The organism is Leptothoe sp. EHU-05/26/07-4, assembly GCF_043421015.1.
GTDB lineage: Bacteria > Cyanobacteriota > Cyanobacteriia > Phormidesmidales > Phormidesmidaceae > Leptothoe > Leptothoe turfae.
The window spans coordinates 1,173,095-1,191,654 of record NZ_JAXSQV010000002.1; the positions used below are offsets into that span (position 1 = coordinate 1,173,095).

Annotated in this window: 18 protein-coding genes; 13 read left to right on the plus strand and 5 right to left on the minus strand. The window is 44.0% G+C overall.

All coding sequences use genetic code 11. The annotated features are described in order from the left end of the window. The first annotated feature begins 145 nt into the window (after positions 1–145). Positions 146–322: a hypothetical protein gene (locus U2F10_RS06775; protein ID WP_163700415.1), complete on the plus strand. Its 177-nt coding sequence runs from the start codon at positions 146–148 to the stop codon at positions 320–322. 136 nt (positions 323–458) lie between these two features. Here the strand turns inward: U2F10_RS06775 and msrA are convergent, their stop codons facing one another. Beyond that, positions 459–929 (minus strand): peptide-methionine (S)-S-oxide reductase MsrA, encoded by a 471-nt coding sequence (msrA, locus tag U2F10_RS06780; RefSeq protein ID WP_499871614.1) that lies wholly within the window; start codon positions 927–929, stop codon positions 459–461. Between the two features lie 209 nt (positions 930–1,138). Between msrA and U2F10_RS06785 the strand changes: the two genes are divergently transcribed. After that, positions 1,139–1,909 carry a CAP domain-containing protein gene (locus tag U2F10_RS06785; protein ID WP_499871408.1) on the plus strand — a complete coding sequence of 257 codons (771 nt, stop codon included), beginning with the start codon at positions 1,139–1,141 and terminating at the stop codon, positions 1,907–1,909. A 493-nt stretch (positions 1,910–2,402) separates the two neighbouring features. Here U2F10_RS06785 and U2F10_RS06790 read toward each other — a convergent pair whose 3' ends face one another. Continuing rightward, on the minus strand, positions 2,403–2,999 hold the full coding sequence (locus U2F10_RS06790; RefSeq protein ID WP_499871409.1) for a DUF6151 family protein: 597 nt from the start codon (positions 2,997–2,999) through the stop codon (positions 2,403–2,405). A gap of 347 nt (positions 3,000–3,346) precedes the next feature. On the opposite strand from U2F10_RS06790, the gene U2F10_RS06795 reads away from it, so the two are divergent. Both U2F10_RS06795 and U2F10_RS06800 read left to right on the plus strand, forming a co-directional pair. Continuing rightward, positions 3,347–4,243, plus strand: coding sequence for an ABC transporter substrate-binding protein (locus U2F10_RS06795; RefSeq protein WP_499871411.1), 897 nt, complete (start codon positions 3,347–3,349; stop codon positions 4,241–4,243). Between the two features lie 28 nt (positions 4,244–4,271). Next, positions 4,272–4,619 (plus strand): DOPA 4,5-dioxygenase family protein, encoded by a 348-nt coding sequence (locus tag U2F10_RS06800; RefSeq protein WP_499871413.1) that lies wholly within the window; start codon positions 4,272–4,274, stop codon positions 4,617–4,619. An 89-nt stretch (positions 4,620–4,708) separates the two neighbouring features. Here U2F10_RS06800 and U2F10_RS06805 read toward each other — a convergent pair whose 3' ends face one another. Continuing rightward, complete coding sequence (locus tag U2F10_RS06805; RefSeq protein WP_163671486.1) at positions 4,709–5,596, minus strand: alpha/beta fold hydrolase; 888 nt, start codon at positions 5,594–5,596, stop codon at positions 4,709–4,711. A 22-nt stretch (positions 5,597–5,618) separates the two neighbouring features. Here U2F10_RS06805 and U2F10_RS06810 point away from each other — a divergent pair, with 22 nt between their 5' ends. Together U2F10_RS06810 and U2F10_RS06815 are read left to right on the plus strand one after the other, a co-directional pair. Next, on the plus strand, positions 5,619–5,795 hold the full coding sequence (locus U2F10_RS06810; RefSeq protein WP_499865443.1) for a hypothetical protein: 177 nt from the start codon (positions 5,619–5,621) through the stop codon (positions 5,793–5,795). Positions 5,796–6,190: 395 nt separating this feature from the next. Beyond that, the gene (locus U2F10_RS06815) at positions 6,191–7,201 is read left to right on the plus strand and encodes a hypothetical protein (protein ID WP_499871415.1); all 1,011 of its coding nucleotides are present in this window, start codon (positions 6,191–6,193) and stop codon (positions 7,199–7,201) included. A 306-nt stretch (positions 7,202–7,507) separates the two neighbouring features. Here U2F10_RS06815 and U2F10_RS06820 read toward each other — a convergent pair whose 3' ends face one another. After that, a complete protein-coding gene (locus U2F10_RS06820) occupies positions 7,508–8,491 on the minus strand; it encodes a leucine-rich repeat domain-containing protein (protein WP_499871417.1) in 984 nt (327 codons plus the stop codon). Between the two features lie 456 nt (positions 8,492–8,947). On the opposite strand from U2F10_RS06820, the gene U2F10_RS06825 reads away from it, so the two are divergent. The 7 genes from U2F10_RS06825 (at position 8,948) to U2F10_RS06855 (ending at position 17,861) form a co-directional block, all read left to right on the plus strand. Next, complete coding sequence (locus U2F10_RS06825; protein WP_499871419.1) at positions 8,948–9,094, plus strand: hypothetical protein; 147 nt, start codon at positions 8,948–8,950, stop codon at positions 9,092–9,094. Positions 9,095–9,238: 144 nt separating this feature from the next. Next, positions 9,239–10,069, plus strand: coding sequence for a DUF2262 domain-containing protein (locus U2F10_RS06830; RefSeq protein WP_499871420.1), 831 nt, complete (start codon positions 9,239–9,241; stop codon positions 10,067–10,069). A 54-nt stretch (positions 10,070–10,123) separates the two neighbouring features. Beyond that, positions 10,124–10,783, plus strand: a complete 660-nt coding sequence (locus U2F10_RS06835; RefSeq protein WP_499871422.1) for a hypothetical protein — start codon at positions 10,124–10,126, stop codon at positions 10,781–10,783. A gap of 840 nt (positions 10,784–11,623) precedes the next feature. Next, complete coding sequence (locus U2F10_RS06840) at positions 11,624–13,339, plus strand: tyrosinase family protein (protein WP_499871424.1); 1,716 nt, start codon at positions 11,624–11,626, stop codon at positions 13,337–13,339. 185 nt (positions 13,340–13,524) lie between these two features. After that, positions 13,525–14,691 (plus strand): phosphatidylserine decarboxylase, encoded by a 1,167-nt coding sequence (locus U2F10_RS06845; protein WP_499871425.1) that lies wholly within the window; start codon positions 13,525–13,527, stop codon positions 14,689–14,691. A gap of 73 nt (positions 14,692–14,764) precedes the next feature. Continuing rightward, the gene (locus U2F10_RS06850; RefSeq protein WP_499871426.1) at positions 14,765–17,239 is read left to right on the plus strand and encodes a multicopper oxidase domain-containing protein; all 2,475 of its coding nucleotides are present in this window, start codon (positions 14,765–14,767) and stop codon (positions 17,237–17,239) included. Positions 17,240–17,483: 244 nt separating this feature from the next. Next, on the plus strand, positions 17,484–17,861 hold the full coding sequence (locus tag U2F10_RS06855) for a PH domain-containing protein (RefSeq protein ID WP_163700454.1): 378 nt from the start codon (positions 17,484–17,486) through the stop codon (positions 17,859–17,861). 157 nt (positions 17,862–18,018) lie between these two features. On the opposite strand, the gene U2F10_RS06860 is transcribed toward U2F10_RS06855, so the two are convergent. Further along, positions 18,019–18,258, minus strand: coding sequence for a hypothetical protein (locus U2F10_RS06860; RefSeq protein WP_163700457.1), 240 nt, complete (start codon positions 18,256–18,258; stop codon positions 18,019–18,021). Positions 18,259–18,560: the final 302 nt, after the last annotated feature.

An 18,560-nucleotide genomic window follows, 5' to 3' on the forward strand; every position in this document is an offset into this window, starting at 1 on the left:
GAAAGCCAACGGATCATTAAAAGTTCATGAGAAGTCACCAAAACCTCTTCCATTTTTTGACATGCTCGATATTATTGGAAAGTCCTGCATTGTGCATTTGACGATTGAACAGGACTTCCGTTGTTTCTACATTGAGGTAACTTCCATGGAAGAGCAGAACAAGAACGTTACTGACGAGCAATTGTCTGATGATCAACTAAAGGATGTTGCAGGCGGTAACAAGCTTCATGAGCAGCGTCTTGAGCACTTGGACAACCAGTCCAAGAGCGTTAAAGATATTCAAGCAGAGCGCCTTGATCAGCTTGATGAGCGTACAAAGTAAGTCCAGTAACATCTAGATACAGTGACTCAGACCATGAGTTATCTGTATTAATGCTCAAAAAGTAATAGCCCTGCTAGTTTTTGAGCTAGCAGGGCTATTTTTATGCCTAATACGTCTGCAACTCCTAACACTTCTATCACTTCTGCCACTGTTGTTTGTTGCTTTTTTTATCAAAATATTGTTGATGTTCTTCAGTGGCTAACCAATAGGCAGTCGCCGCAACAATTTCAGTCACTATTGGTTTACTATATTGACTCGCAACAGTTCGCTTAGATTGGTGGGCTAGCTGTTGTTGTTCTTCGGTGTGATAAAAAATTACTGAACGATATTGTTCTCCACGATCAGCACCTTGACGATTAAGACTCGTCGGATCGTGGATTTTCCAAAAAGTTACTAATAGTGCTTCATAGCTAATTATGGCCGAATCGTATTCTATTTGGGCCACTTCAGCATGGTCAGTAATGCGAGAGAGTACGTCCAAGTAACATGGGTTTTCAAAATGTCCCCCCATGTAACCCACGGACGTTTTGGTGACCCCTGACAGTGAGCGAAATGCCCGTTCCACTCCCCAAAAACAACCGGCTCCAAATGTTGCCACTGCAACCATTTCAGTAATCTCCGACACATTATTTTCACTGAGATAAGTCGAGTAAAGCTGACTCACCTATCTAGTAGTGTAACGGTCGATGAAACCAAGGTAATTGTTCAAACTGTGTTCACAGGATTGTCTTGGCATCTGTTCAACTTCGAGATGCTACTGTCCGTGGGGCTCTATCTCAAAAGCAAGTTAATTCAAATCTTTCTTACAGAGCACCCATGGGGCTTAATTCACAGGCCAGCACACTAGTTTTAGCAATCGGCATCATACTCACAGGCTGTGGCGGTGGCGGCGGCAACGAAGACAAGGCTAGCAGCGGCACAACAGAACCACCCTCTGCCATCGAAAATAGTTGTACAACTATTTTGGCAGAACTGTTTGCCGACCTGCTGACCGAAACCAATACTATTCGTCAACAAAATGGAGCAAGGCCACTGAGTTTTTCTTATCGGCTAGGCAGAGCGGCGCAAGCCCATGCCCAAAATATGGCGACTGAAAATTATTTTAGCCATAGAAGTTCCAATGGTTCAACCCTTGCGGATCGGATTACGAGAGTCAACTATGATTACAGTACCGCTGGTGAAAATATTGCAGCTGGCCACGATTCAGCTGCCTCGGTGGTAACAGCCTGGTTCAATAGCCCTGGCCATAAAGAGAATTTGCTCAATACAACCTATACCGACATTGGTTTTGGTTTGCATTTTGACAGTCGTTCTACCTATGGCAATTATTGGGTACAAAACTTTGGTCACGCTGATAGCCTTGCCAGTCATGATGAGCGTGCCTACATTCCTGATGAGGGTGGCTGCAGCATTGGTGACGATATCGCTAGCAACTATACAGCTGTTCTAAACAATGTAATTGTGGCTGATGTTGCTCCATTATCGAGTAGCCATCACCATCAGCCCGTGAGTACTATGGAGCCTACCCTGGGTTTAGGAGTTCTATTTGCGGCCTTAGGGTTCAGCTGTTCTAGAAAGAAAGTTTAAAGGACTTCCATCATTTAAACTTTAAAGAAGGGTATCCACAAGGGAGTGCCCCTACAGGATTGTTCATTTTTAATTATGTTTACTCTTCAACCTTGGGATCAAAGAGTTCTTGCCTTGATTGATAAAGCGTCAGACCGCTAACAGTTTCTGCTATAGCACCCTGAGATACATCACCCCAAAAATGGCGGTAAGATGCCTGCTTAACCAAATGCTGCTCCCCCGAGTCCGTACCTTAGTGCAAGAGGAGTGTAGCGGATGATAATGCTTTAAAGTAGCCCCATCTGGAGTTTTTTGATACTTCCCAGGAATAAGTCTGATGATGAATGGTTCGATTTAGGTAGCTGGCAAAATCCAAGGCTACTGCACGCCGATCCGTTCGACCGTATCTTGCTCGGTCCGATCACATCAGGTGAGGGTGACTATCAGAATAGCTTTGTCAGGTATTTGCGTCTGTTCTTTGGACTATCATCCTTGTTCCGGCGCAGCGCGGTTGCTAAACAGCACTCATAATGTCCTCGTATTCTTGGCGGCTTAGTATTTTAGGGCTAACGATAGGAATTCCGGAGTCTACCAAGAAGAAGGGCGTCTGTTTATAACTTCCATCAATCCGTGCCCTGAAAATTCTAGTTACATTACGGATGATTGTAACGATGAGGTCTACTGGGTTCGATTTTATTTCTCCTTTTGAATATGTTGTATTAACAGGTATGCATGTAGCCCCAAAGGCATTATCCAGTGTGATCTCGGACGACTCTAAACAGTTATGGACAAGGCCAATGAAAGACATTTTATAGATTGGTAAAGTATTTCCGATCGGTGTATTACAGCAAGTCGTATACCAGCGCAGTAAACCAGTTTCAGTAAGTCGCACACATGCTAATACTTCAGTTCCTTGAGTAAAGGAAATATTTTTTGGCAGCGTCTGAACAATGTCTGTCCCACTATGACGATCAAGGATTTCACTCCCTTTGCCTAGAAAGTGAGCAAATGCCTGACAATCCTGGCAATAGCAGATGACCCGATTCGCATGGGTGACATCATCAACAGTACCTTTAAGGCAACCACATTGACACTGTATTGGATGGCTCATGTCTCATTTCCCAAATCAACAGAACTTAATTGCTTTTGCTGTCTAACTGCTGTTTATCTATTATTAGATCCACGATCTACCTTTTCCATCTATCTCCCTACAAAGAGTTGCTATATTGCAAACGTTCAGTCTATCCAGCCCAATCAGGAAGATAGGCTACAAACTATCCCTAGGGAGACACGGAGACGGGGAGAGCTTGAGCACTAACCGATCTCTGCATCTCACCCTGCCCGTGTCTGTCCTACTCACAATTTAGACCTTGATAGACTACTCGGCTTTTTTTAGCAATGTTTTGCTGTAAGCAAATTTTAGATGAATAATGATCTGAAGTTGATTGTTGGTGGCTGATGTCTAAATTACGTTTGGGCTTAGAGTGGTTTTTAAATCCAGATCATGTGCCTCTATTAGTAGGTCTTGAGCAAGGATGGTTTGCGGACGTTGGTTTGGACTTAGAACTGGTTGAACCCTCAGAGCATGTGGATGCGATCGCAGAACTGCAAGCTGGCACCCTCGATATCGCGGTTACAGAGCCGGTTCATCTGGTAGAAGATCGAGGTAAGGGCCATGCCGTGGTGGGTTGGGCTCGCTTTTTGCATACCAATGGTGGCGTCATGTACTTTACAGGACGCGGTATCGAGCGACCGAAAGATATGGTGGGCAAGCGCATACAGTACCCCGGTGCACCGTCTGCGTTAGGGCGGGCCATCGCTAAAACCATGATTGAGGCCGATGGCGGTGACTTTACTGAAGATGCCATCACCTCTGTCGATAATGGCTTTTTGCATACCGATGCACTGATTGAGGACAAGGCCGATCTGGCAACGCTGGTGTTCTACAACTTTGAAGTGATCGAAGCTCGACAGAGCGGTTATGATGCTCAGTTTTTTGCGCTTAAAGATTGGGGCGTTCCTGATTTTTGCCAGCTTATTCTGATTGCAACACCCGAATTGCTGCAACAGCGGCGACAGGACCTACAGGCATTCTTGAACATACTACGACGGGGGATTGACTTTATTCACCAGCATCCTCAAGCGGCCCAAGCCATTTACGACAAGCGTACCGGAGCCTATGCAGGCGATCAGACCGGGCAAGCTATCTACGATGCAACAATCTCCTGTTTTACCCACGACTTTTCCATGAGTGCGGATTACTACGATTGTTTGCAAGCCTGGATGCACAATACCGGGCAGATTCCCCAATGCTTGTCGTCTAACGACTATTGGACTAACGCCCTGGCCCTTTAGATGTTTTTATTCAGAAACCAGCTCACTAATGATCAAACGACCCGTCAACATTTACGACCAATACCACGCCCATGTTTACTTTGATGGCAGTTCTGTGGCAGCAGCCTCCTCACTATGTCAGAAGGCTGGAGAACTGTTTGGAGTGAAAGTAGGCCAATTCCATCAGAAACCCATTGGACCGCACCCTTGCCGGAGCTGTCAACTGGCATTTGATAAAACCCAGTTTGATCAGCTGATCCCATGGCTGGAAAATAACCGAGGAGATTTCACGGTGCTTGTCCATGGGCTGACAGGAAACGATCTGCAAGATCATACTGAACATGCTTCCTGGCTCGGAAAGCCTATGCCACTAAATCTATTGATCTTCGGGGATTAGCATGGGCCTAAACAAAGCTCTTTAAGCGATGGAAACTCACTCTGGCCATTGTGCCTTAGGGAGGAAAAACTGACCCCTAACGTAACTAATCAAAGCCCATTCAGCCAGTTCAAAATTGATTCATTGACCACCTCTGGGCGTTCATCATGGGGACAATGGCCAGTCTGAGGGATGGCCTGAAAGGTCGTTGGTGGCTGGGCACTGGGGGACTCACTGAGAGTCTTATATACGGCTGCTCCTTGAATCGGAGTCCAGGGGTCATTTTCCCCCCAGAGCACCAAGAGGGGCTGCTGAATTTTAGGTAACAGATCTTCGGGCTTTGGGCCAGCAGGTGCGGTCACAACAGAGGCAAACACTTTTTGGGCCCCTGGATCACAGGCAGGGCGATGTAGCATATCGACCAGTTCGTCTGTAATGGCGTCTCGATTGCGATAAACCTGCTTTAAGGAACCCCGAATTCGAAACTTACGCCGCACTTCATTAAAAATAAAGGGACCAAATAGGTCAGAACTAACGAGCTGTGTAAATGTTCCCATAACAACTCGTAGGGGAAAATTCAGTTCATCCGGGCGATGGTTAAGGCCCCCGGCGCAGTTGAGGAGTACTCCCCCTTGGGTCATGTCTGGCGCATTAGCCAGCATCATCAGGGTAATGAGTCCACCAATGGAATTGCCAATAAAGACAGCCGGTCGCCCAATGTGCTCTTGCCAATAGTCCTGCAGCAATGATTCCCAAATTTCGAGAGAGTAGTCGAGGGCCGGTTTATCCGATGCACCAAAGCCTAAGAGATCCAGAGCATGCACCTGATAGCCAGCTTCAGCCAGGACAGGGATATTTTTGCGCCAATGCCCGACGGATGCGCCAAAGCCATGGACTAGCACAATTGGTAATCCAGCCCCCTGAACGGTGTGACAAATGCGGTGCCCCCGCCAGGTCCAATATTGCTTTTCAAGAGCGGTGGTTAATTGAGCGGTCATAGATGCTTTGTTAGGAGAAGAAATGAAAACGAGCTGCGTTGACGGCAGAGAGTCCTTCTTCATCATAAAGCGGTTCTTGTTAGAGGGGGGTCCCAGTAGTGGGGTGGTCTGGGTGATTTTGGGCAAGACCTGGTTGCTTGAGCGCAGGCTGTGGCTGTGTGGTGAAATGTGCGATCGCGATCCCTATGATCAAGATTGACTGTGCAAAAGGTATTAATTCTTATTTAGCTAATGCACATGTATCGCAATCTGGCAAGAGCCCTATACTGAAAACTTGATGAAGCTGTCTGGATAACTCCGGCATTAGATTTTTATCCAGACAGTTTCGGGATAACTCCGACTGGGAGGTATTTATCTAGACAAAGTCTGGATAACGCATAGGTAGGTCCTAGTGGGATAGGCTGCAGATATAATTACGACCTTGTGAAAAGGTAGAGCACTGTTGGGACAGTCATCGGAAGGTAGATTATCACAGCAATTGTTCGTAAAAATGGACATCTGAGCACAACTTTAAGCAGATTTGGTCTCGTACTGCCCTAGTTGCTTTCTGGGAAAAATTCTCATTTTTTGATACCTCCTGATCTTTGCTCAGGCATGGCGAGAATTACTATAGTTGATAGTATGGATCTATTTAACTCAATAGAATTGACTTCTAATCTCTATATGGCGTACCAGGAAGAAAATACAAGTCAAAAGCAGAAGGATTCCAAAATTCAAAGCTTTCTTGCTACTCTTAATACTTTCAAAGTCGGATTTATCAGTGGTTTACTGATAACGTTCTTGGCATCAATTGGCGTAGGACATTTGTTCCTTAACATCTTTAAACTAGGTTCTGTATCTATTGGTGACAAGAGCTTCGGTCAAGTAGCATCTCCCGTAAGCAGTACAGATGACTCAAACGTACAAGACGTTGAATCTAGTCAAATTGAACAAAATGATGGTGAGGTTCAAAACTCAGAAGGTATAAATCAGGCTATTGATGGGACAATCAACCAGGAAAGCTCAAATAACCGAACTTCTAATGAATTAGGGAGTAATCTCGAAAACAGTGAAATCAGTGGAGAAACTGTATCAGTAACAATTAACTATAACAGTAACGCAGACCTTCCAGGTTTTGACCCTAATAAAGGATATGTAGAGACACCACCGGACATTGGTCAATTCAACGATGCCATATTAATTACGAATGTTGGCCTAGGATCACAATATGCTACGTTCTCGACTAGAGAAGTGTTTATTAATAAAAAAAAGTATGATTCTACCTTTTCTCTAATTACTGATGGAAATTTGCCAACTAGAGTAAGCTTTAACCTAGAGCTCCCAGGCGTCAAGGCAGACGGTGTTTTCTTGCAGTTTGGATTAGCAGATCTTTCTTCAGGAACAACAACACTCACCTATTTAGTAAATGTTTTTGGTGATGGAGAAATTCTATGGTCAAACCAGATCAAGTATGAAGAGTCACAAATTTCTTCTGTAGTTCTTAATACTACAGGCATACAAGACATCTATATTGAATATCAAGTTGTTGAGAGTGCTGGCATTAGTAACTCCAGACTTAGAAATTACCCTCTTTATTTTACGGAAGCTAAAGTTCTAGAAAATTAATGACTCTAGTGTTGCACTCTCCTCACTATTTATCCAGAAAACCATGAGGAATGACTGGACTCTCTTCCTCGCACTAATCAGACGGGTAAATGCCCTCTGCAATAAACTGATGCACACTGGAATATTTCCACTCTTGTGGCCTCTTACACAATCCATGATGGGATAGATCGCTTACACAAGCTTCTATACAATCTCTATAGTTCCGAATTCTTTAGCTAAATTCTCAAGCGAAGCTGTTCCCCCTGCTAACTCTGGTTAGACATAGACAGAATAATCAAACCGCTAAATTTACCAAGTTTAGCAAAATCAAAAATCATCGTATGCCCCTAAAAGAACTACACCTTCAGGAAAGGTATAGTCAGCAGAGTTATAATCATCTAAAGGGTTATCTCTAAGATCAAGCTCTTCCAAACTTGTAAGTTGATTAATACTCTGAGGAATATTTCTTAATTGGTTCCAACCCAATATCAGGCCAGTTAAGTTGCTAAGCTGAGCAATCTCACTAGGTATTGATTGAAGATTATTACCCAACAGATCAAGATGAACCAATTTGTTAAGTTGGCAAATTGATAATGGCAATGATTTGATCTTATTAATTCCTATGTACAGAGCCTCTAGAGCTCTCATATCCGATATCTCTGCAGGTACGGCGTCTAATTGATTATCCTCAAGCCTTAAGTACTTCAAAGATTGCAGTTTCGTAACGCTAATGGGAAACTTAACAAAAAAGTTCTTGCTAAGGTTTAAGTCCTCAAGGGCATCATTCTCATCTATTTCAATAGGCAGTTTTTTGAGACGATTATCATCCAGTAGAAGAATTTTGAGGGATTTCAATTGAAGAACTTCTGAAGATACTACGCAAATTCGATTAAAAGAAAGATTAAGCCATTCCAACCCCTCTAAACTAGACTTGTCTAGATCGATTACAGTGAGCCTATTTCTAGAAACATCTAATTCCTTTAATCTAATTAAACTTGAAATCTCTTTTGGAAACAGTTTGAAATCATTATTGGTCAAAAAAGCTCTTTCAAGCTGCTTTAATTGAGAAAAGGAATGTGGTAGATGTGCTATTCTGTTGGAACTTAAATTGATTTCCTCTAAGCTACTTAAATTACCTATCTCTAATGGCAGTTCTACTAAATGATTAGACGAGAGATTGAGTTTTATGAGCTGATTAAGCTCACCTATGTTAGAGGGCAACTCGTCTATCCGTTTGCCTGATAGGTCGAGACTCTTTGTGCCATTACGGGCAGCTTGTTCTAGAACTTCAATTAACTCTGACTTCTCCAAAGCTCCTTTTTCACCATTAATAAACTACATACTGTTAGAGAAATCTGGGTCAAATAAAGAAGTAGGACATGAACCGTTCTCAATGCAGAATCGCTCTAACTCGCGAGCATACTCTTCTTCAGTATACAGTCATCGAAGTCGCATGGAAAAATTGGCGTCATCATCTGGCAACGTTAAGAGGCGATGAAAATGTTCCGGCAATAATACAATAGCCTCGATTGAAAATGGATGGTGTTTTTTAACGGTAATGAAGGCGTCTCGAAGTGCTCGACGTACCATATTACGACATAATCAAGGAACCCGTTGATAGGTGACTTGGGTGATAAAGTAGGTACCTCCAGCCATGTAGGGACGACGGTAATTTAGCATCTTGAGAGCGGCAGTGATTATGTTCACTAGGGTGCCCAAGATGGAGTGGTGTTCCCGAAGGCGGTGCGTTCCAATTCTGGGAGAAGTATGAAAAATGTCTGTAGTCAGGAACGCACCCTACGCTTGCTTCAAGGAAATCCATCTGAAATCTTTGATCTGCCAGAGCTTAAAATTTTTCGAGAAAATTATTATAGTGGTCAAGGTCCTAACGACAGCGAAGAAGGATCGCCTTAAAGTAATCAAATCAATGTAAGAAAATAGAGTTATTTTGGTAATTGGCATCGGTTAACATTGCGTTGGTGCGGCGGAGCAAAGATCATCAACTACAATTCAAGATGCTGACCGCCGCACAATTCCAACGTTATGTGACAAAGGCATATGGATGACATCTTCGCAGATGCAAACCGCCGAGAAGACCAACTCTACAATGAACTCGCAGCTAGCCCCGTTAGCGAGTTGACCGGCGTTGTCAGCTCTAATGGCGTCGGTGCTGGAAAATCCGGTGGACAAGAACTTTGGTCGTTGCTACTCACCTTCGATGCGTGGCGTGTTGGCTCAGACCCGGTCCGAACTGAGTCCCTCACGCTTCGCCGTCGAGTCACCGATGTCGAACTTCGGACGTTTCAAGATTTAATAGATGCAGAAACGATAATCAGAATTAGGGCTCGCATCGCCGAGAACAATGTACTTGGTAGCCCCCAGGGGCAGCTTGAAGAATTCATCCAAGTTGATCTGGCAGATTCCGAGTTGCACACACATTTGGCCGAACTCCAGAAACCAGTAATACATCAAGACAAGCGATTTGGCACTCTTACGTTCGATCGACAGGTAAGCTGGTATTCCGGCAATGTGAAATGGCATGGTGAAGCCGTCGACTTGAATGTGAACGTTGAAGAAGCTGACGAACTCATTCCCGCACTCCATGTCGCCTACGCGCTCTGGGATGCCGAATCAGCTTGGAGTAAACGAGTCAGCGACTATGCTGTTGAAAAACTCTTGCCACTGAAGAACGACAACTGGCTTAGCGATGAAGAAATGGAATTATCACCAGAGAAATTCAAGAAGAAAATGATTTTGCAGGCTATCTCTGTCTATCCGGATGGCGAATTTGAATTCTGGCACGACGATGGTGATTTATTCTGGGGGCACTCAATCCAGATATCGGGCAACCTGACCGATGGGCTAACCCATGCCGACATTCCCGGATAGTCACATAACGCAGACGTTAGGTGTCTTGAGTTACTGGTTAAGACGTAGCATAAAATGGCTCTTCAGAGCCTAGTGACAGGTCATCTTGGTATGCGAAGGATACGAGATATTGAGATTACTGCTCAAGGAGTGAAAAGTTACTTCATCGACTGGGAAGAGGGATTTGTTACAGGCAACTGTTGCCAGGGAATTGAGTTAATAGAGACTGAGCAAGGACTGACATTTACGCTTGATGTACCTGGAACTTTGCGAGTCGCTTGTACTTCGCTCGAAATCTTGCAGCACCCGGACAGGAAAGAGATTGTTCAACCTTGGTTTAGCTCTACTGATTTTTCTGCTTATGCTGTATTGCAGAGATTACCAACCCCGGAAGATTGGATGAATCACTTTCACGAACAAGGTTGGGATGTAGTTTGGCGTTATTACCATAGTAATGAACAAGCATTGGATCGAGTCCCAAATGATTACACAGGATGGTTCCTTCAGCTTCGTTCTCGCTTAGATGAAAATCCACAAGGTTTATTTTTTAAGCACTGTCAGTTAGAAGGAGAGAAATTTTCACTGAGCTTGTATAATGATGACCCTGCCATACAAAGGTTGTGGGTTGAGGCAGGAAAGTATGTTGCAAATTTCCCAAAAGTATCGGTTTGGTGCGGCAACACTATTATGAACCAAACAGAGTGGCTTGCCCATCTCGCGCAATTCGACACCTAATATAGGATCTGAGGTGGACGCGGACGCTTATTCACTGGGCGTCGTTCGGTATTTTAGCCGCGCCGCTAAGTTCGAACATGTTAGGCAATGTCGGAAGTTCCACAAAATAGTCGGACCTGAGAGCAGTGTTCTCCTTGAGCGCAACAAAGCCGTCTATATCGAGATACCTAAAGTCGCCTGCACGAGCCTAAAATCGAGATCGCACCGCTTGTGGGTGTCGACCCCAGAGCCATCATCGCTTCTACTGCGAAATACCCGGCAACAGCGATGCGGGTCGGCTTAACTGGCACATCCGCTGAACCCTCAACCAATGCTAATGCAAACTCACTATTCTGTTCCCGTCACCCAAGGAGCATATTCTATGGTGTTAGTGCCTTAGCAAGAGACAATCAAAGCATCTGGCATTGAACCAGCCAAAAATATAAATCGTTTGCTTGTAGCATGGATCGACCTATATATCATAGGCATAGATATACACAATCCAACAAGCGTCATCCGTAAACGCTTATAAGCGAGTAGAGTGTCTCTTTGCAAGGAATACTACAAATACAAATTTTGCCTTAATTGGCTTAAAGGGGCGGTTATCAAAGCTCAAGATAGCTTTATCGCCCCTTTTTTGTTGATGCTCGTTATGAATATTTGTTTCAAAAAGAACCCGAAATCGTCGCTCTCTGAATAAATTTACAATAACTTATTGTACTACATCTGGCAAAGCCGATAAAATTCGTCTATGCGGACAAAATCCCCCTCCATTATGGATGGATAGAATTTTCACAACGTAAAGTGCTGCTTTTCGACAATAGCCTTTGTAATGTATTTTACATGGAGTTGAATCGATCTATGCACAATGATTACCCAACTCGTTATTCTGTGCGTGAGCTAGAACGATTACATGCTCGTGGTAATAAAAAGCCGCTTGAGGATTTGATGCGTGCCTGGAAAGGTATCAAAGAACTTCCCCCGGATGACCTGGACTCATTTTTTCGGATTGGGGGATATCATGGTGAACCCTTTATTTATCGACCTTGGGTTGATAATTTATCAGAAATCGATACTTATGTTTACTGGGGTGGATATTGTAATCATGGCAATGTTTTGTTTCCCACATGGCATCGAGTCTATGTCTATCGTCTAGAACAAGCGTTACAACATATTGTTCCAGGCGTAATGATGGCGTACTGGGACGAAACTAGCGTAGAATCTCTGGCTGAGGGCATCCCCCATTCCCTTACTGATGAGAAGTTTACTTTTAGCGATGATGACTATAACGGAGAGTTAAAAGGTAAAACCATTGATAACCCTCTTCGCTCATTTGTTTTGCCTGTTGCAGTCTCTGATGAAATGAATGTCCCTAGTCAAGGAGATATCAATCATCAGTATGCAAAACCCAAAGGCTATGAAACAGTTCGCTATCCGTTATCTGGCCTAGTGGGGACGCCAGAAGCTCGGCAGGCTACTAAAGCCCACAATGATCAGTATCCTGATCCAATCGGTCGGACCCAAAAACTCAACGAAAATGTAATCCAGTGGCTAATCGGAAAACCCCCGACAGAAGTAACTCAAATGCCACCTGGGCAACTTCCAAAAAAGCTGGATGATGAGCCACAACCAGCAGAGGAATTTAGCATTTTTCTCAGGTATCTCAGATGTTTGGATGCTCCAAACTATACTGTTTTTTCCAACACGACATCCGCGGCGGCATGGAATCATGGTTCAGAACAGGCAGATATTGCGATTCCATTAGAAGATCCCCATAACGATGTTCATCTTGCTGTGGGAGGCTTTGATCTAATCATTGAGGGAAAAGAAGATCAAGATGGACTATTAGCAGGCGCAAATGGTGACATGGGCGAAAATAATACGGCTGCCCTAGATCCAATTTTCTTCTTCCATCACTGCAATGTTGATCGTATGTTTTGGGTATGGCAAAAGAAACAACAGCAAAAGCAAAAACTTGAAGTTATTGCCCAGTATTCTGGCACTAGTTCAACCGATTCACAGGGACCGACACCTGGTTTTGCCCCCAATTCCAGCCTTGATCTGAACTCGCCGCTTCATCCATTTACTAAGACTATAGATGGTATGGAAGTTCCCTATACATCTGAAGACTGCATTGATATTGAAAACCAGCTTAACTTTACCTACAGTATTGGGTCGCTTGATCCAGATGGTGAAGAGATGTTTCAAGCAGAGAAAGCAAGCCATGACGATCGGTTTAGCTCAAAAACGTTGGTGGTTACAAAAATTGACCGGGCCTTATTTCAGGGGTCGTTTGTCTTAAGAGCCTATGCAGAAGTTGGAAACAAGACCTACTACCTGGGGCACCATTCTGTTCTCAGTCGTCGGAATGTGGTGAAGTGTGCCAATTGCCTGACCCACTTAGAAGTGAATGCGTTTTTCCCCTTAAGCAATGTCCCTGCAGAAAGTGTGGATAGTGGCCCAATGAACTCTGCAGAAGCTAAAGATAGTGATCCCATTCACTATAAAGTACAAATTCATCATCGGGGTGAAAAGTTACATCCGAACTTGGACATTGCCTTCCATATAAAAGGCTAGTGACTTTTGCAAACTAGAATTCAGGGTAAATCTATTCAGGGTTTACCCTAATTAACTTGTGATACGGAAAGATCGCTTATGGTGCTCTTTCTTTTAGGCCTTTGAAATACTTCTGAAGTATTGTTCATTTCCTGCGTAAATCTCACACTTACTTATTGCAATTTCTTAATAAGGAGATATCTCCCATGAGTGCCGTTTATCCCCCACTGACTGAGAAGATGAAGCAGTTGATTGCTGAATTACGAGATATTGTTAGTAATCCTGTTGTAGAGGCAGCCTATAATGATGCGATCGCTAATGTGACTCCCCTCATTGAACCCACTGGAGAAAGGAACCCGTGGATTGGTCAAACCATTGATTACTTTGTTGAATATTTTGAGCAATGGTTTACTTTCTTACCACAGCCGAATGGTGGACTTGGCAAGATTGTTCCCTTTACCTATTTTTATCGGAATAATGAAACCGCATTTTTCTTTCTCAATCAGTTGAAAAGTCGCAGAGACAACGCACCGTATACTACTGAAATATTTAACTGGACGGTAAAGTTTATTCTTGCTCGTGGAGAGTTTATGGACTCTCCAGAATCTAAGCAGTACATCAAAGAATGGGAAGCGGCCCCCGCCACCCAAATACAGGACTTTATTATCCCAAAAGGTGGATATCAGTCTTTTAATCAGTTCTTTACAAGGGAATTAAATCCTGAGGTAAATGCTCGTCCGATTGCAGCATATGACGATGATTCTATATTAGTGGCTCCGGCTGATTCAGAAATCAATTTCATAGAGTCTGACTTGACCTTGACCACTGATCTTCGGGTTAAGACCAGAGAAATCAACGTTTTCGAACTTCTAAACAAGTCTCAATACGCTCAACACTTTGTTGGAGGAACTGCGGTTTCATGTGTATTGATGCCCAATAACTATCATCGATTTCACTCTCCTGTGACTGGCAATATTGTTGAATCGATGGACATCCCTGGTATTTACAATGGCATTACGGATGGTGAACATTGGTTTAATCACTTCAACGTGGGTGAAAGCACAACGAATTTCAGTGTTTTTGAAGATTTTCATCGTGCTTATTACATTATTGAAACCAAGAAATATGGTTATGTTGCATTAATCCCCGTGGGGTTAAATACCATTAGTAGTATTAGTGCATCACTTGTCAACAATCAATCCACAATGGTCCCTCCTGGCTCCTGTCCAGTAGCTGTTAAAAAAGGAGATGAGTTAGGGCACTTTGCCTATGGTGGCTCCCTGAATATTCTACTGTTTCAGTCCGGTGTATTTAATGCGATTTCGGTATTGATGGGACAGCGGTTAGGAAGTTTATCGTCGGTTAGCAACTGACAATTACGATGCATCTCTAAAAACAAGCACAAGCCTTTCAATTAAAGCAATGAAACATTTGCCTAGAGTTTTAATGACTCTCTTTTCGGTAGGCATATTTTGCTTATGCCTGAATAGTCCTGCATGGGCAACTACTGAGAGTAGTCCGTCATCCCAGTATTACAAACAGCCCTTAACGGCTCCTGCCCAAATCCAAACAAAACTGGGTGAAACAGGAATTGAAGCCACCATTTCAGTGGACTATAACATTCCAAATAATGCAGGTTATAAACCTGGTCATTCCTCTCTCAATCCTCGTTCTACCATTGGCCCAGATGTGGTTTCCCTACGGAACTATACAATTCTGGATGTGGCTCAAGGAGAATTCACGATTGCAAACCTGAAAAGTAAAATTCCAATCCTCAACAATAAAAAAACGTGGGTTACTGATTTGATTGGACCAACCCTTCGCGTCAAACCTGGAGATACTATCACCCTGCATCTGATCAATAACTTGCCTGATGATAGAGAGGCTGGCTATAAGCAATGGCTAGACCAAGGCTATCGGCAAATCAGCAAGAATCATCCTGAGATTACCTTTAATGAATATCGCAAATATCATACTCGCCAAGATTATTTTGATGAGGGAAATGTGTCATGTATTGGTAATGGTTTAGTGTCCAATGCCTCCTGTAACATGACGAATTTTCATACCCATGGTCTTCATGATTCACCGATGACTGTGCCAAAGATGCAAGCAGAATTAGCGGCTACAGAGCAAGCCCCTGACACCATTCCAGAGGAACTGAAATACTGGATTGGTGATGACGTGATTGATAGCCTGTTGCCGGGAGGCAATCAATGGGATATCAAGATTAAAATTCCACAGGAGCATCCGGCTGGAACATTCTGGTACCATCCCCACCAACATGGGACCACATCGGTGGATTTGGCCAGTGGCCTAGAAGGGGCCATCATCATTGATGATATCGGTCCAGAAATCCCTAATTTTAATCCGGATCAAATGGAGAAGAACGAGGGGACGAAGGTTAAATCATTAGATGCCATTCTGGCCGATGCAGGCATTCACGATCGCCTCCTTATGTTTCAGCACCTGCCCTATGAGGCCCCTGATGGGAAGAGTGCTTGTATAACAACAACTCCTTGTGAAGTCGGTTGGGCCGAAAATGGAGCACAAGATGCTAACTTTGCAGGGCAAACCTTTACGGGGTATACGTTGGTGAATGGCCAAACCTATCCGTTAATTGAGATGGCTGCTGGTGAGATTGAACGGTGGCGTCTGATTAACGGAGGAGTAGCAGAACCACTTTCCCTATCTATTGTTCAATTAAGCACAAAAGGCATTGGTAGCCTAACAGGTACGCTTGATGCTCTGGTTGCACCTAATCGCCTTCCTTTTCTGACCAATACCAATACTAATCAGGTTGTTATTGGAACCGGGGCAACTACAGCAGATACATGGTTAGCCGATACCCGTAACTTTACGCCTCGCCAGGAAGATAGAGGAATTAGCAGCTTACCGCTAAATATTATTGCCTATGATGGCATCACCACGGGGCAGATTGAGCGTCACACCACCTGTCCCGGTATTAGTGGGAGTTCCTATGCAAACTGCGTGACGATGGGGCCGGGAAATCGTGTGGATGCGCTAGTTCAATTTCCTACTCAAGGAACGTATTTGGTGCTCAAAAGCCCTAATTATAAGTATTTGAGCAATGCTGTTGCCGCCAGCACGGAAGACATTGCGGCAATTATAACGGTGCAGGGCCGAAACACCGATCAAGTGCTACCGCCAGAGAGTGAACTTCTGGCCTATGCCAATTATCAGTACTATCCACCTGCCCCCAAAATGGCTACTGTATCTCCAACCGCTAAGTATGAAGGACACTTTATTTTCTTCCCGGCTGCAAAAACAGGGCCTGCTCCAACACATCCAGATGAGACACAATACATTAACAATATTACCTTTGGCTTTGCCTTTAGTTGTACCGATGAGAGCAGGGACAAGAATAAGTGGTGCATGGCAACTGACTTTTCATCAGCGTCTGAACTCGAGTTTGATACCCCTGAAAAGGGGCTAGATTATGAGATCTTTACGGAAGATATGAGGCCGATTGTACTGACGAAAGAAGCATTGGGAGAATGGACCCTGAAGGTGGATGATAATGGTACGATTCAATCCGCCCATCCATTTCATATTCATACCAATCCATTTTATTTGAAGGAGATCAAAACCTGTGAGAAGGCTGTAACCACCATTAAAACGCTCAAAAACACTGCAGCCACCTATCAAAACACCTACGCAGATTGCACATCGACAACTCCTAATCGCTGGCAAGATACCCTACTGGTACAACCCAATCAGATTTCGACATTCCGCTATCAGCCTTTAGATTACGAGGGATCGTTTGTGTTTCACTGCCACTTTGTCGATCACGAAGATAATGGCATGATGCGTTGGGTCAAGGTCTGCGGTAAGGATAATACCCAATGTATTGAACAAGAAAAGTATGGGCTTTTGCCCGACTTTACTCCAGATGATCTGTAGGCTTGTTATTTGGATTAAATCTGTTGCTACAACTTTGTGGCTTTCACAATTTAGGAGTAGGTTTGTTTTGTTTTATACAGGTCGTGTCATGTTGGGTTGTAATAAATATAATCAAAATAGACTGTAAAATTATGCTCATTAACGTGCTGCGACGTACCATCGCTAATAACGGCAATATATCCCGCAAAAATCAATGACTGCCCATTTACACTGTCTATGCACATCAAGTAGAGAAAATTGAACTATGCTAGATGCCATTTTTGACAATGCTTCTGAAGCTGATTTAGGACTATTAGAACAAGAGCTTAGTAAAATACTTTTGAATGGCGAGAAAATCATTAAAGGTTTCAAATTGATGCGAGACTTCTTTGTTTTTACAGAGCATCGCTTGATCCTTGTCGATGTTCAAGGACTGACAGGTAAAAAGAAGGAGTATCACTCGCTACCCTATAAATCTATTACCCATTTTGCAGTGGAGACTGCTGGTGGTTTTGATCGAGATGCTGAAATGAAGATTTGGATTTCAGGTGAGTCATATCCCATTGAGCGAGAGTTCAAACGTAGTGAAGGAAAGATCTTTGAAGTTCAGAAAATTTTGGCACACTATGTATTGATGAATTAGTCAACCGATCAGGAAAGTTAGCAAGCGTAGCGTGACTAAAGCATCACCTCCTTCTATCCTTCTCTCTCTCTGCAAATAGATTCTTGAGAACGCACCATGTTCATGAATTCCTTGAAGGGTGTGGCGATCGCACCTGAGCAGATGCGATCGCATAGCCCTAGCTAATCTTCACCTTTTTGGTCAAAATCGCCATTACCTCATTGGGTCGCCCGGTGGGTAACGGACGGCTCCAGTCGTTGGGCTCGGTGTAGTTGAGCTTATGCAGTAGTTTGATGGTGGTTTGCACAAAGGTCAAACTACCCAGCAGCAGATGCCGTCCGGTTTCATAGGAGGATTCTGGCAGTGGGGCAGGCTGACGGGTGAGCGCATCTGCGCCCTGGGTTGGGTCTTGAAACATGGTTCTGGTTCTCCAGAGAAACGACAAGGAAAGCCAGAACCTAATCTCTCAGCCCCCGCGATGCATGGCAAATCGCAGGGGTTGAGGCATAATAAGCCCAGCCCAAGGATTGCAAGGTAATCCGCGGGTTAGCCATCGGTTAGGTGTCGTCAGCACCTGCCGATGGTGCCGAATTATTAGGTTCTAGTAGAACAGCTGCACCAACAGCGCAGCATTGGGTAACTGTAGAACGGGCCTAAGGCTTTCGTCAAGCAGGCTGTAATAGGCTGTATTACTCTGTTATCAAGGCGCTCAGGGCATAC